The organism is Acholeplasma sp. ORD1043, assembly GCF_057808485.1.
In genome coordinates this window covers 16,855-31,908 of sequence record NZ_JAQLOJ010000004.1, presented here as the reverse complement: position 1 = coordinate 31,908, position 15,054 = coordinate 16,855, and the positions used below count along the sequence as shown (strand labels likewise).

The 15,054-nt window shown below is 32.3% G+C and carries 15 protein-coding genes; all 15 read right to left on the bottom strand.

All coding sequences use genetic code 11. The features are described from left to right. Positions 1-6: 6 nt before the first annotated feature. Positions 7-1,266 carry a GTPase ObgE gene (gene obgE, locus PG914_RS02300; protein WP_488822066.1) on the bottom strand — a complete coding sequence of 420 codons (1,260 nt, stop codon included), beginning with the start codon at positions 1,264-1,266 and terminating at the stop codon, positions 7-9. An 87-nt stretch (positions 1,267-1,353) separates the two neighbouring features. Continuing rightward, on the bottom strand, positions 1,354-1,632 hold the full coding sequence (rpmA, locus tag PG914_RS02295; RefSeq protein WP_488822065.1) for a 50S ribosomal protein L27: 279 nt from the start codon (positions 1,630-1,632) through the stop codon (positions 1,354-1,356). A gap of 2 nt (positions 1,633-1,634) precedes the next feature. Continuing rightward, positions 1,635-1,949: a ribosomal-processing cysteine protease Prp gene (locus tag PG914_RS02290; protein ID WP_488822064.1), complete on the bottom strand. Its 315-nt coding sequence runs from the start codon at positions 1,947-1,949 to the stop codon at positions 1,635-1,637. Position 1,950: 1 nt separating this feature from the next. Beyond that, positions 1,951-2,250: a 50S ribosomal protein L21 gene (gene rplU, locus PG914_RS02285; protein WP_488822063.1), complete on the bottom strand. Its 300-nt coding sequence runs from the start codon at positions 2,248-2,250 to the stop codon at positions 1,951-1,953. 162 nt (positions 2,251-2,412) lie between these two features. Beyond that, positions 2,413-3,351 carry a DUF697 domain-containing protein gene (locus tag PG914_RS02280; RefSeq protein WP_488822062.1) on the bottom strand — a complete coding sequence of 313 codons (939 nt, stop codon included), beginning with the start codon at positions 3,349-3,351 and terminating at the stop codon, positions 2,413-2,415. A 31-nt stretch (positions 3,352-3,382) separates the two neighbouring features. Next, the gene (gene radC / locus PG914_RS02275; RefSeq protein WP_488822061.1) at positions 3,383-4,063 is read right to left on the bottom strand and encodes a RadC family protein; all 681 of its coding nucleotides are present in this window, start codon (positions 4,061-4,063) and stop codon (positions 3,383-3,385) included. A gap of 32 nt (positions 4,064-4,095) precedes the next feature. Then, positions 4,096-4,785: a DUF6320 domain-containing protein gene (locus PG914_RS02270; RefSeq protein ID WP_488822060.1), complete on the bottom strand. Its 690-nt coding sequence runs from the start codon at positions 4,783-4,785 to the stop codon at positions 4,096-4,098. Then, on the bottom strand, positions 4,785-6,062 hold the full coding sequence (locus PG914_RS02265) for a hypothetical protein (protein ID WP_488822059.1): 1,278 nt from the start codon (positions 6,060-6,062) through the stop codon (positions 4,785-4,787). The genes PG914_RS02270 and PG914_RS02265 overlap by 1 nt, the downstream gene beginning before the upstream one ends. Before the next feature lie 17 nt (positions 6,063-6,079). After that, positions 6,080-7,075: a P-loop NTPase gene (locus tag PG914_RS02260; protein ID WP_488822058.1), complete on the bottom strand. Its 996-nt coding sequence runs from the start codon at positions 7,073-7,075 to the stop codon at positions 6,080-6,082. After that, positions 7,068-8,450 carry an ABC transporter permease gene (locus tag PG914_RS02255; RefSeq protein ID WP_488822057.1) on the bottom strand — a complete coding sequence of 461 codons (1,383 nt, stop codon included), beginning with the start codon at positions 8,448-8,450 and terminating at the stop codon, positions 7,068-7,070. The genes PG914_RS02260 and PG914_RS02255 overlap by 8 nt, the downstream gene beginning before the upstream one ends. Further along, entirely contained in the window at positions 8,437-9,342 is a 906-nt protein-coding gene (locus PG914_RS02250) for an ABC transporter ATP-binding protein (protein WP_488822056.1), read from the bottom strand. Before PG914_RS02250 ends, PG914_RS02255 begins: the two co-directional genes overlap by 14 nt. Before the next feature lie 113 nt (positions 9,343-9,455). Further along, a complete protein-coding gene (gene thrS, locus PG914_RS02245) occupies positions 9,456-11,384 on the bottom strand; it encodes a threonine--tRNA ligase (RefSeq protein WP_488822055.1) in 1,929 nt (642 codons plus the stop codon). A 271-nt stretch (positions 11,385-11,655) separates the two neighbouring features. Then, positions 11,656-12,453, bottom strand: a complete 798-nt coding sequence (locus PG914_RS02240) for an ATP-binding protein (protein WP_488822054.1) — start codon at positions 12,451-12,453, stop codon at positions 11,656-11,658. A gap of 1 nt (position 12,454) precedes the next feature. After that, positions 12,455-13,663: a DnaD domain protein gene (locus tag PG914_RS02235; RefSeq protein WP_488822053.1), complete on the bottom strand. Its 1,209-nt coding sequence runs from the start codon at positions 13,661-13,663 to the stop codon at positions 12,455-12,457. A gap of 21 nt (positions 13,664-13,684) precedes the next feature. Further along, positions 13,685-15,049 (bottom strand): DNA-formamidopyrimidine glycosylase, encoded by a 1,365-nt coding sequence (gene mutM / locus PG914_RS02230; protein WP_488822052.1) that lies wholly within the window; start codon positions 15,047-15,049, stop codon positions 13,685-13,687. Positions 15,050-15,054 lie beyond the last annotated feature (5 nt).

Below are 15,054 nucleotides of genomic sequence, written 5' to 3'. Positions count from 1 at the left end.
TTATTTTTATTCTAAGTATTCAAATTCATAAGTGAAGATTCTAACGACATCGCCGTGTTCAACCCCGGCTTCTTTTAGTGCCTCTTCAATACCAATACTTCTTAATTGTCTAGCAAAACGTTTAACCGCAGATTCAGAGTTAAAGTCTGTTCGATTAAAGAATAGAGCGACTTTATCACCTGTCACATCAAAGATACCATCAGCACCTTTAGTAATGATGAAATCTGGTGTTTTCTTTTCTTCTAAGGTATAAACCTTAGTTGCTACTTTAGGTTCAAGTTTTGGAATTTCTCTTAGGACTTCAGCTATTTTATATTTTAATTCATTTAAACCTTGTTTAGTTAATGCTGAGATTGGGAATACTTCAACATCACCTAATTGCTTTTTGAATTCAGCTAATTTTTCTTTTGCACCTTCAACATCCATTTTATTCGCAACAACAATTTGTCTGCGATCTTTTAATGATTCATCATATGAGACAAGTTCGTTGTTGATAATTTGATAGTCTTTAAATGGATTTTCTGATTCCATTGATACGATGTGAAGTAAGACTCTACAACGTTCAACGTGTTTTAAGAATTGGATTCCAAGACCCACACCTAAATGTGCAAATTCAATTAACCCTGGTAGATCAGCTACAACGAATGATTCTTCTCCAACATTAACCATACCGAGTTGAGGTGATAATGTTGTAAATGGATAATCAGCAATTTTAGCTTTTGCATTTGAAACAACTGAGATAAATGTTGATTTACCAACAGATGGATATCCAAGAAGACCAACGTCAGCTAGGACACGCAATTCAACTTTAGCTTTAAAGGTTTCACCTAAGTCACCATTTTCAGCAAAGTCTGGTGCTTGATTTCGGTTTGTAGCAAACGCAATATTTCCGCGTCCACCACGTCCACCTTTTGCTACTAATAATTCTTGGTTATGGTAAAGAATTTCACCAATTAAACTACCATCTTCATGATAAACAACAGTTCCAAGTGGTACTCTAACATAAGTATGTTCGGCATTTGCACCGTGACAACCTTTTGTTTCACCATTCACACCAGCATTACCACGAATATGTCTGTTATATTTAAGGTCAACTAAAGTATTTTTACCTGAATCACCAATAAAAATGATGTCCCCACCATTGCCACCGTTACCGCCAAATGGTCCACCAAATTCAACGTGTGCTTCGCGGCGGAATGCTACTTTACCATTTCCACCTTTACCCGCTTTAAGTTCTACTGTTACTTCATCTATAAAAACACTCATAATCTTCCTACTCCTACTTCGATAGTTACTACTATAATTATATCAATAATTATTTCAATAAAAAAAGGTAATTGAATTACCTTTTAGTTATACGGCATAAACTGAAACTTGTTTACGGTCTTTACCGATACGTTCATATTTAACGATACCTTCTACTTTAGCGAATAAAGTATCATCACCGCCACGGCCTACATTGTTGCCTGGGTGAATTTTAGTACCACGTTGACGATAGATAATCGCACCAGCTTTGGCTACTTGACCATCAGCTAATTTTTGACCTAAACGTTGAGAATGAGAGTCACGACCATTACGTGTTGACCCTACCCCTTTTTTAGACGCGAATAACTGTATATTGAGTTTTAACATGGTTATTCCTCCTTTAGATTTTTAATATGGGAATTGTATTGAGCTTCAAGCTCACTAAATGTGTATTTTAAATTTTGGAGAAGTCCTTCGACCGTTGGGTTATATTTCTTAACCTTTAATTCAAAGTCTCCACTCTTGACCTTAGTTTGAATGTGATCATTCAATCCTAAAATCTCAATTGCGTTAGCTGTCATAATTAAAGCAGTTGATACGGATGCACACACGATATCAGTTCCATAGTCCCCGAATAATGCATGTCCTTTAACTTTAATATGTTTTATTTGATCATTCTCTGTTTTGAATTCAAATTGGATCATATTATAAAACGATTGATTTGATAACTAACTTTGTATATGGTTGACGATGACCTTGTTTTCTACGTAAGTTTTTTCTTCTCTTGTATTTGAAAACGATGATTTTCTTTTGTTTTCCTTGTTTTACAACTTCGGCAACCACTTTAGCGCCTTCTACTAATGGTGATCCCACTTTAGTATCTGTAGCTAAAACTTCTGTAAATTCGTAAGTTTCACCTGGATTTACATCTAGTTTTTCAACGTAGATTTCTTGTCCTTCTGTAACTTTTAATTGTTTACCGCCAGTAACGATTACTGCAAACATGCTGTTCCCTCCTTTTATTTTTATGTTTTGAAGACTCACTATTAAGGTAGCATTAAGCATTTAAAACCTTTTCTACGTGGTACAACGCGAGTGTTATTATATGTGATTCAAGAGATTTTGTCAAGTAAATATTTATATTTACAAGAAAAACCATACATTATTTTACTCACCATCTAATTCTTCTAGCTTTTTAGCTTTTGGCTTAAACATATTCCACATAGATTGTGGGAAAATCATCAAACCATCTGCAATTACCATAGGTAAGTGTTTAGCAGCTTCAATTAAAGCACCAAAGCGAATTTTTTCTTTCGTTAAGTCTTCTGCATCATCAAATAGATACTTTCTAGTGACAATACCAATTCTTAATGTAAGTAAGGCATTACTCATCCCTTCAACGACTGATGAAATGACTGGTTTAATAAATGGCATTTCACCTAACATATTCATCGTTGATTGAGGTAATACATCGGTAATTTTTAAGTTATCTAATCCCTCTGCAATAAGAGCGGTTGTAAAGACATTAATAACTAATTTGGATAAATTTCTGTAACTTGGTCTAAATCCACACATCACAACCAAATCTTTAATCATTCTTAGGTTTACAACAATCACTGTTATAAAATCTAGGCGACCATTTTGAGAAATGGCAGTTGAAACCATGACTGTTTTAGCATGATTTCTTATGACTTGGTTCATTTGCTTTTTAATATGGTGATTATATGCGTGATTTAATGCATCTCTTAATGCTTTTGGGTCTTTTAGTGATTTCTTGATCAGTTCCTTTTCACCGGCTGGTAAGTCATCATTATCAAGCAATCTTTTTGCGACTAATTTAAATGTTTTATATGTTTTTCTTGGATGTGAATCGAGCGTTGTATCAATTGAAAATGCTGGAGAAAATAAAATAATTAAGACCGGTCTTATAAGTAAGAACCAGATTAAAATGACGGCCAGCCCATAGAAACCATAAGAAACATATGGATGTAATGTTGCTAATTGATTACCAATTTGAAGGATTGATGATGTAATCATCATGATAATTAAGATTAATGCACCAATACATGCTAAATACCAAAGTTTTTTTGTGGAGTCTTTTTTCATTGATTTTACACCTCTATCTCTTTAGATTATATCAAACTTTAAAGAGATTTTGTTCTTTATATGAATAATATTCATACTTTCCAATGATTATATGGTCAATTAACTCAATGGATAAAATACCAGATGCCTTCTTAACTTTCTCAGTTAATAAATCATCTTGAAGTGATGGTTTAGCATCACCTGTTGGATGATTATGAACCATGATGATACCATAAGCACCAAATTTAATTGCCGTCTTGAATAGATCTTTAACTGAAACAGTAATTTGTGTCGTTGTTCCAATATAAACTGTTTCTTGTTTTAAAACATTTCCTTTTATATCTAAAGTGATAATAATTAAATGTTCTTGTTCAAGATATTCCATTTCTTCTTTTAGTAAATGGTAAATATCTAATGTCGTAGCTGTTGCTTTTGCTTTTTCGTATTTTACCTCATGTATTCTTCTGCCGAGTTCAATTGCAGCAAGTATTGTTGTACCTTTAGAAATTGAAATACCTTTGATTGACATCAAATCTTCAATTTTTAATTGTTTCATATAATTTCGATGAGGATATAAGTTCATAATTCTTTTTGATAATGTTAAAACATCCGATTCCTTTGAACCTGTACGAAGTAGGATTGCAATGAGTTCATAATCCTCTAATGATTTAACACCTAGTTTAATTAATTTTTCTCTTGGGTTATGTTCCATATAAAATAAAAAACCTTTCATACTATAGTAGTAAGAAAGGCTTTGAATATCTTTTAGATTCTAAAGATTTTAACAAGTTCAGTATATGTTGTCTTTCTAGCAAAGATGAACATAATTGCTAGTAAAGTAATACCAACAGTTGCTGACATCATACCTGTCCATAAAACGTCTGTAACCATCCAATCTGTAACAAACGGAATGATACCAACAAATAAGTCAAAGATGATTAATAGCAACAAACTTCTCACATGTAAGAAATATTTTTCTGGCATACTTGCAACAATAATTGGCAACAGTAGGGTAGTTCCAGCTAAGACAAATGGAATAACATAAGTTAATGCCCATTTGGAATATCCAGTAAAGATATCAATTAAGATCAAAATAATGGAAACACTGATGACTTGTCTAAGTGTTTTAGTTGAATAGAAATGTTTAGACATAAACACTTGATTAAACAGTAACCATACATATAAGAGTGAACCGATGACAATCAAACTCCAGAGTTCTGGATACTCATTATAGGTAATAAAATTAATCATAGCAACCAGTAAAGATGTACCAATTGAGATTGCTCCAAAGATTCTCAATGCAATATCTCTTTTGCGTTTAACAACCTTAATTTCTGGATATCCTACAGTAATGACATTATCTTTAGTTTCAACTGGTTTCATAATGCGGCCACAAACAATACAAGTTTTTTCATTGTGGTCATGGATAATGTTACAACGTTCACAAAATTGCATTATACTACCTCCCAGTTATTGGCTTCAATACGCGATAAAATACCTTGTTGTTTAAGGATTTCAAAGAATGCAATTTCGAAGTCACGATTAATAATCTTTGAGATAAATGAAAGACACAATGTATCACCAAAAGAAATAACTGATGCCGCTTTTGGTGTGTCATTAGAGGTTGCGATTGTGAACTGATAATGAGAAATATATTGCTTCATCCCACTTGGTAATTCTACTTTACCAAGGTTTGAAATATCATATGAATTTAATGTTTCACCGACCATACCATAAACACTTCGCATCGCTGGAATTTTAACAAAAAGTGGAGCCATGCGTAGGATTTTATTTTGTTCAGTTTTAACATTTGTAATAATTCTGTTAACCATAAAATCAGGGTCAAGTTCTTTTTTAAATTCATCTTTCACAATTTGTACAATGTCTTTCAATTCTTGTTCTTGTTGATTTAAATCATAGTTAATTCTGACATAACTGACAAAGTTACGAAGCGAAACGGTTGGAAAGAACTGACGTAAATTAACTGGAATAAATACTCTAAAGAGTCGGTTGTAATGTTTACCAATACCACCACTTCTTTTAGCCGCTAAGATAATCATACCAACGATAAGTTCAGTCACTGAGACGTTTAAGTTTTTAGCAACACCTCTTATTTGCTCGACTGATATATAAGCATGCATTAATGCATTGTAGTGGTTTGCATAAAAAGTACCTTTTAAGTGGTAAGCTTTAGGTTCTTTGACTTTATAAATTTTTTGTTTGTTATAAAGTTGTTGAAAAGCATCTTGTACTTCTTGGAAATTTCCTTCAACATCAGCAGTAATAATGATCCCTTCTGGATCAATTTTAGCTCCACGAAGTGTGAGGTATTCATAAGCAAGTGAGTTAATAAATTCTAATGCACCTTTACCATCAGTTAATGCATGGAAAAACTCAACTGATAATCGGTTCTTATAATAGAACGTTCTAAAAAGGAAGCCATTATTTTCTCTTGGGTCTAAATATTCATTTATAAGTCCATTTTCTTCTCTTAAAATTGGATTATTTAGATTTTCTTCGAAAAAGAACCAAAAGAGACCTTTACGAATTCTTACGTTTAAATGCTTGAAACGTTTGGTGATTCTGTTTAATGCTTTTTGTAGATCTTCTGGTACGATTTCTTCTTTTAAGACGATAGATAATCTAAACATATAGCTTCTATCTTCATTTGCAACGACCGGGAAAATCTTGGCAGCATTATCAAGATCATAAAATTTTCTTAACTTTGCCAATGTTTTTAAACCTCACTTCATATCATATTTAGGATGTCTTGTGCGAGCTTGAAATAAAGTTTTCCATTCATATCTTCAAGACTGAATAAGTAACTTGATTTATCTAATGGTTGATTAATTGGAATTTGAGTTAATAGTGGGGCTTTTATCAGTTTTGAAACTTCACTTCCGCCACCTTCGCCAAATAGGAATTCATTCTTGCCATTTGATTCATTATAATAGTAACTCATATTTTCTACAACACCTATGACTTGGTGACCAATTTCTTTTGCTCCTAATCCTGCTTTTAAAGCTACATGGATAGCATTTGGGTGTGGTGTTGTAACGAGAATCATTTTTGCATCAGGAATAAATGATTGAACATCTAGTTGAACATCACCTGTTCCAGGTGGTAAGTCAACAAAGATATATTCAGTATCTGGATCCCATGCAACATTATTGAAAAAGTGCATTAACAATTTGCCAAGCATTGGTCCACGCCACATTAATGGCTGGTTTTTTGGCATGAAAAATTCAGGTGAGATAATTTGAATACCATTTTTTTCAGCAGGTATTAATTCATCATCTTCAGTGGTATCCAGTGGTTCTATTGGAAGACTAAAGATTGATGGTAAGGATGCACCATAAATATCTGCATCAATGACACCAACAGTTTTACCTAAGCGTTTAAACGCCATTGCAAGGTTAGCAGTAACTGTTGATTTACCTACCCCACCTTTACCTGATATCACACCAATATATGTAATTTTTCTTTCCTCATCTTTTGAGAACTTAGAATCAGAAAACTCAATTTTTAATCCTGGAAAACCAAACTTGATTTTTACAATTCTTGCAATATCAAGTTTAATCTTTGATTCATCTTTCTTTCTTGATTTTAATGCAACTTGCAGTTCAACTACATTAGCATCATTAATGGATAAACTAATTAAACTACCCGCTTCTTTAAAAGAAAGGTTTAAGGATGGATCGACTAATTTTTCTAATTCAAGTTTTAAATCTTCATACTTACTCAAGGGTATTCTCCTCGTAAAGTTTTTGATTCTCTTTTAGTGCTTTTGCTTGCTTAATTGTATTCTTAATACGTTTGAATAAATTAGATTGGTCGTAAGAAAGAATACTTGCACGATATAATGGAGAAATTAATGTCATTACAATCGCAATTGTTGCAACAATAATAACTAAACCAATCACAGCTTCTAAGAGAGTTATATAACCCATAGCAAGCGTTACAGGTAATACCATTGGTGTAAAGAATGGAATATATGCAAAGATTAAAATTAATTCTTTAGAACCGAATGCACCAGCAAAGATTGAACCCATATAACCAATCATTAAAATTAACATTACTGGTGTTTGAGTTTGTTGATAGTCTTCTTGGTTGATTGAAAGTGAACCAATGAACGCACCAAACACAGCATATAAAGTTGCACCTAAAAGTGCACAGAATAACATAACAATAATCACAGGAACAAAGTTAATATCTAAGCTTGCTGAAATTGCACCCCAAGATGCATCTGCTGCACCACCTGCAATGATTTCATTAATCATTACTCCAATGACACCATAAAGTGCATAAAGTGTTAATTGAATAAGTTGGAAGAGCATAATTGCTAAGATTTTAGCAATAAAGTGTGTTCTTGGCTTCACTGAGGCAATAATAATTTCGATTGCTTTTGTACTCTTTTCTTCAATAATTTCAGCACCAATTGCTTGGAATGCGAAAGTAATTAAAATAAAGATTGGTACGATGACAATTGGAGCGATACCTGCTAATAATTCATCAGAAATAGCACCTACATTGTTAGGGTCAGCTACAAATTCAGGAATTAAATCTTTAACTAAATCATCATTGAATGTTGGATGATCGATACTATACTTAATTCTTTGAATATCTTTAATACCAGCTGTTAACATTTGTAAAACAACAGGTTTCATACCTTTATCATAGATTTGAACTTTAATAATCAGATTATCGACATTATCTCCTGGTAAACTTGGATCAATCTTTTCTTCATAGATATAAACGATACCTACATACTCAGATTCATTTTCATAGAATGAAACATCTGGAACATCATCAAGATCGGTTGATAATGTAAAGCGGTCACGTACTTCATAATTGTTTGGTAATGCAATTAAATTATAGTAAGTAAAATTTCTTAAATACATTGCCATATCTGCATCGCCACCATTATAAGACGATGTGTTGACAATAAGAATTGGATCATCTAATCTTTCACCACGACCACCAGTTACACTGGAAATAATTCCAGGTAACATTGTAATAGCTAAGATAATTAAACCTACAACCACATTAGCTACTAGGAAAGCTTTAGATTTAAGACGCTTCATTAAACCATATTTTATTAGATAACTAAGCTTCTTCATACTTCTTACCTACTTTCGCGATAAAGATTTGTTCAAGACTAGCTTCTTCTACATCAAACTTTTTAATGTTTGATAAAGTCTTAACATACTCGAAAACATTTGCTGCTGCTTCTTCAGTCTCAATTCTTACAATCCATTCATTAGCATTTTCAATGACTTCAAAAACACCAGGAACTTTAAGTAATTCATCTTTTTCTATTCCATCAGCAACTAACTTAATGTTATGTTTTTTGAAATCTTTTTTGATATTTTTAATTAACCCTGATAAAACCATCTTTCCTTTTTGTAAAACAACTAAACGTTCACAAAAAGATTCAACATGGTCGATTTGGTGACTTGAGAAGATAATTGTACAACCTTTTTCTTTGTATTCTCTAATCACTTCAACAAATAATTGCATATTAATAACGTCTAGTCCAGAGAATGGTTCATCAAGTACAAGTAGGGTTGGTTCATTAATTAAAGCACTAATAAACTGAATTTTTTGTTGGTTACCCTTAGATAATTCTTTAATTTTCTTGTTCTTATAGTCTTTGATATCAAAACGATCTAGCCAATAATCTAGACGATTTAAAATATCCTCAACGGATACATTTTTTAATTGACCAAAGTATAACATAAGATCTTTAACTGTCATTTTTGTTAATAAACTTCGCTCTTCAATCATATATCCAATTTTATCTACGGTGTCATATGATACAAGTTTTCCATCATATTTGACATAACCCTTTGAAGGATATAAGAGACCCATAATCGTTCTAAATGTTGTTGTTTTACCAGCACCATTTGTCCCTAATAGTCCAAAGATTTCTCCTTTATTAACTTCAAAAGATAAGTCGTCTACAGCGACAAAATCACCGTACTTTAAAGTTACATTTTTAACTTCTAACATTACCTTACCTCGTTTCATATTTTCTACTACTATGATAACACATAAAATGTGTAATCATTCCGTTTACCAAATAAAATACAAAAAAAGCAGTATGAACTGCTTTTCTTTGAGTTTTAAGCTTTATTTTGGATTCTTTCATTCAATAACTGAATGAATTCATTAAGTGATACTGTGTGTTGTAGTGTTTGACCATATTCACGGTAAGTCACTTTATTTTCAGCCACTTCGTTATCTCCAATAACGAGTTGGAATGGAATCTTCATTGTTTGAGCTTCACGAATTTTGTAACCAAGTTTTTCATTTCTAAAGTCAGATTCAACACGTACACCCATTTTTGCAAACTTCTCAACTAAACCTTTTGCATAATTACCATGTGCATCAACAGAAACTGGAATAACCATTAATTGAACTGGAGCTAACCATAATGGGAATGCGCCTTTGTATTCTTCAATTAGGTATGCAACAAATCTTTCCATAGTTGAAACAACACCACGGTGGATAACAACAGGACGTTTATCATTCTTACCATCTTCACCAACATAAGTTAAGTCAAAACGTTGTGGTAATAAGAAGTCAAGTTGAATAGTTGATAGAGTTTCTTCCATTCCTAAAGCGGTTTTAACTTGAATATCAAGTTTAGGTCCGTAGAATGCAGCTTCACCAATTGCTTCTTTATAAGGCATACCTAAATCATCCATAACTTGTTTTAATTTAGATTCTGCATTCTTCCACATTTCGTCATCATCAAAGTATTTTTCAGTGTTTTCTGGGTCTCTATATGATAGACGGAATGAGAAATCTTTAATCTTGAAATCTTTATATACTTCAAGAATTAAATTAACTACACGTTTGAATTCTTCTTCAATTTGGTCGGGACGAACAAAGATGTGCGCATCATTTAAGGTCATTTCGCGAACGCGTTGTAACCCTGATAATGCACCACTCTTTTCGTATCTATGCATCATACCTAGTTCAGCAATACGAATTGGAAGTTCACGGTATGAATGCAGGTCTTTCTTAAAGATCATCATATGGTGAGGACAGTTCATTGGACGTAGAACTAACATTTCACCATCGCCTAAATCCATTGGAGGATACATGTTTTCGTGATAATGATCCCAGTGACCTGAACGTTTGTAGAAATCAACGTTGGCCATGATTGGTGTGTAAACATGTAAATAGCCTAATTCGATTTCTTTATCAACAATGTATCGTTCAACTAAACGACGAACAGTTGCACCTTTTGGTAACCAGAAAGGTAGGCCTGAACCAACATCATTATTAACCATGAATAAATCAAGTTCTTTACCTAATTTTCTATGGTCCCTTTGTTTTCTTTCTTCTAATAATTCTAAATGTTTCTTTAAATCATCCGCAGTAAAGAATGCAGTACCATAAATTCTTGTTAACTGTTTATTCTTAACGTCACCTCTCCAATAAGCACCAGCTAAACTTAAAAGTTTAAAGTTCTTAATGTGTGAAGTAGATGGCACATGGCCACCACGACAAAGGTCAGTAAATTCACCTTGAGAATAAACTGATAAACCATCTTCTTTAAATTGTTCAATCAGTTCTAATTTATACTCATCACCTTTAAAGATTTCTTTAGCTTCTTCATATGAAACATCACGGCGTTCAATTTTGTAATCCGCTTTTGCAAGTTCTGCCATCATTTTTTCTAGTTCTGGTAATTTTGCATCACTAAAATTATGATCACCAAAATCAACATCATAATAGAAACCTTCTTCAATCGCTGGACCTACACCAAATTTAGCATGTGGATACAAACGTTTAATCGCTTGCGCCATTAAGTGGGCTGCAGAGTGATTTAAAACATCTAAAGCTTCGTTATCTTTTTGAGTGATTAAAACCAATGAACCATCTTCAACTAATGGACGATTTGATTCAGTTAAATGTCCATTAAATTTAGCTGCGATTACTTTTTTTGCTAAACTTGGTGAAATTGATTCAGCAATTTCAAATGGTTTAACACCTTTTTCAAATTGTTTAATACTTCCGTCTGGAAATGTAATTGAGATCATTTTTTTCCTCCTAAAAATAAAAATCCTTACATACAAAAATATGTAAGGACGAAATAACTATTCCGCGGTACCACCTTAGTTCCAGAAATAAGTTCTGGCACTTCATTTAAATCTTTAACGCAGACAATACGGACTTATTGGTTTAAGTCAGCTCAAAGGTGGTAATCTAATTCTATTTTGTAGGCTTTCACCGTTCCTACATCGCTAGGGGCGAATTAAATCGTGTCCTTTTCAACGCTCTGTTAATATTTTACTCGATATTATATAAAAATCAATCAATTTTGAATGTTTTTACAAATTTAAATGACTTTGTCATATCTTCAATTCGCTTTATGATTCTAAATGCCTTCATCGGATTCTCATCTTTTTCTAGGTGCATTAAAGTTGCTAGTTGACTTACCGATGAATTACTTGAAATAAAGACTGGTGAATTGGCATTTAAACGGTAATGAAGAATTGGTAAGAGTATTTCATCTCTAAACCACATCGACATATTTTCACCACCTAAATCATCTAATATTAAGACATCACAACGTTTTAAAATATTAATTTTCTTTTCAAGTTCAGGTGAACCAATTGACTGCTTGATACTTCTAATTAAATCCGGTAAAAAGACATAAACGACATCAATATGACGTTTGGTGAGTTCTTTAGCTAGACCTGAAAAGAAATAACTTTTACCACTGCCATATGGTCCATAAAGATACATCCCTTTTGTCTTTTTAGGGTCTCTCAAATACTCTTTAACATAAGCCATCGCTTTTTCATGGAATTCATCACTCACGATGAAATCGTCTAGACTAGCATCTTTAATATAAATATCACTTTCAAAGGTTTCTAAGTTTTGCCTTAACTGTACTGTTAATTCTTCTTCCCTTTTTTCCTTCGTTGGAGCATAGTTAATATGAAGGAAAGGCTTTGTTACAAGAATAGGGCGGAAACCTTTAAGTGAATTACCATCTCTTAAGAGTAGATATTGATAAGCAGTCAAAAGATCTTGATCATTTAACTCTAAATCTTTAGTTTCTGGATCTTTTTTAATGATTGCTTTAATTTCACTTAATTCCATACTATGCCCCTTCCCTTTCCTCTTTTTCTTTTAATTCTTTTAGATAATCATTAACCCATTCAGGTGTAATATTATCTTTCTTAACTTGTTTAGAACCAGACTTCGTAGTTTGCTCTGGTACTTGATTATTTAATACCGTATTGTACGCATCTTCAGTTGTACGAATACCTTTTTTTAACCAAGTTTCTAATACTTTTTCCAAATATGTGATATGTGGAAGTTCGCCTTCTTTATGTTTTAAGATGTGTAGTAATAATGCATTAATCACACCAACTTCAACTTGGTTTCTATCCATTAACTGCATGACCGTTTCTGTTGCCATTAACTGATAATCACCCTTGGCATAAACTTCAACTATACGAAGTGGAGATTGGGTTTTTAAATAGTGTAAAAGTTGCCCATTTCCATTTAACTCTTTTTTCTCTTGTACAACTGGAATATCACTCTTCTTATCAATGTAATATTGTTGTGCTTTAAAGTTTAATTGGCCTAAATCAATATTACCATTGGGTTGAACTGTATTTAAATAAATCTCAGCCATTTCATCCATTGATAATTGATAAATAAAGATTAATTTTTGAACAGCTTCTTTGGTATCATGACGGATTAAAATAGGCTTTTTAACTCTATCTGGTAGTCTTTCAACAAATGTATCGTAATTGATTTGTTCTTGGATTTTAACGCCTGTATTACTTCTTTTACCTAGATACATAGCAGTATCCACATAATCATTTGATGCTACAAAGTTAAAGACATCATCAAAGTTCTTAGTGATTTCTTGATAGTTTTCAAGTTCTACTTTTTGAACTTTAAATAGGTTTGTTAATTGATCAAACATTTTACCGCCAACTTCAGTTTGAAGGAATTGTCCTAAAACTGTGTCTTTAAAAAATCCACGTGGGGTTAACGGGGTTTTAAGCTTATAAATAAAATGTTCTTGGTCTTGGAAAGTTGATAAAAGATTTAAAGCTTCTAATTTTTCTTTTGCTTCTTTTAACTTATCATACTTTTCATTTAGCATATCAGATAAGAATTGATGGGTAAAAACTTCTGACTGATAATTCTTTTGATTTAGGAGATGATAAAAAGTGTGGTACATCGAAAATGCTAATGTTCCCATTAATGGTTGATATAAAAGTCCTAAAACTTTCCACTCATCACTTGATAAGGCTGATTGTGCTAAGATTGAAAATGTTTGTTTCGCTTTCATTACTTCCCCCCCGTTAAATGCTTAAATCTTCATCAGGATTTCATCTAGTTGTTTAAATAATTCTTTTAATGATTTGTCATTGTATATAACAAAATCAGCTAATTTTTCTTTTTTCTTTAATGGCATTTGAGCATTAATTGATTGTAATGCTTTTTCATAGGTCACTTTGTCTCTAAACATTAAACGTTCAATTTGAATTGAAGGTTTAGTTGTCACCATAACCGAATAATCATAGATATCATAACCAGTTTCAAATAACAGTGGAATATCTAAGAAGATCATATGGTCAAAGTTGTTTTTAACAAATTCATCAATTGAATCAAAAACATAAGGATGAAGGATTTTTTCTAGTTTACGTCTTTTTGACTTGTCACTGAAAATTAAATTTCTGAGTGCTCTTTTATTTAATGTGCCATCCGCGTTTGCAACATTAAATTCTTTAGCGACATTTTTAGAAAAGTATTTGTTTTCATATAATTCTTTAATCGCAAGGTCACTATCAAATACTTTAAATCCTTTTTTAACTAAATATTTTTTAACTGTTGTTTTACCAGTTGCAATACCACCAGTTAAAGCAATCACATATGATTTTTGACAGTTTGGACAAAAGTATGTACCTCTACCTTTTAACATGATCTTTTCAATTGGTGTTTCACACTTAGGACATGGTTCACCAGCTTTACCATGCACTTTTAAATGACTTTGGAATGAACCTCTATGACCTAAGGTTTCAAACGTATCAATGGTCGTTCCACCAAGTAAAACTGCTGTCCTCATCACATCTTTAGATACTTCTAGAATTTCTTCTATTTCTTCATCGCTTAATAAGAAAGCACGTTTGGCAGGATGAATCTTACATCTAAATAAGATTTCATTTGCATAAATATTACCAATCCCACCAATAACGCTTTGATCAAGTAAAACTTCTTTAATCGTTTGACTTCTTTTAACTATATTCTTTTTAAGTGTTTTAAAATCCATATACTTTGGATCAAAGGCTAACCCTTTATTTCTAAAGTATTGATCCACTTGATTCTTTGGAATCAACTCAAATCTGCCGAATTTCCTTGTGTCATGATAACCTAAAACGCGACCACTTTCAAGATAAAATTCAACATGTGTATGCTTAGGATCTCTTTTCTCATCTAACATATACTTACCTTCCATACGAAGATGAGAAATTAATGCATAATCATCAAGCATATAAATTAAATATTTTGCACGACGATCAATACCATGAATTGTTTGTCCCTTAAGTTTTGACTCAAACATTTGATCATTAGAAACAATTGGACGATAATAAACAACCACATTTTTGATGGTGTCATTAAATAACTTTTCTTCTAAAATCTTACGGTTAGTTTCAACCTCAGGTAGTTCTGGCATTTTAA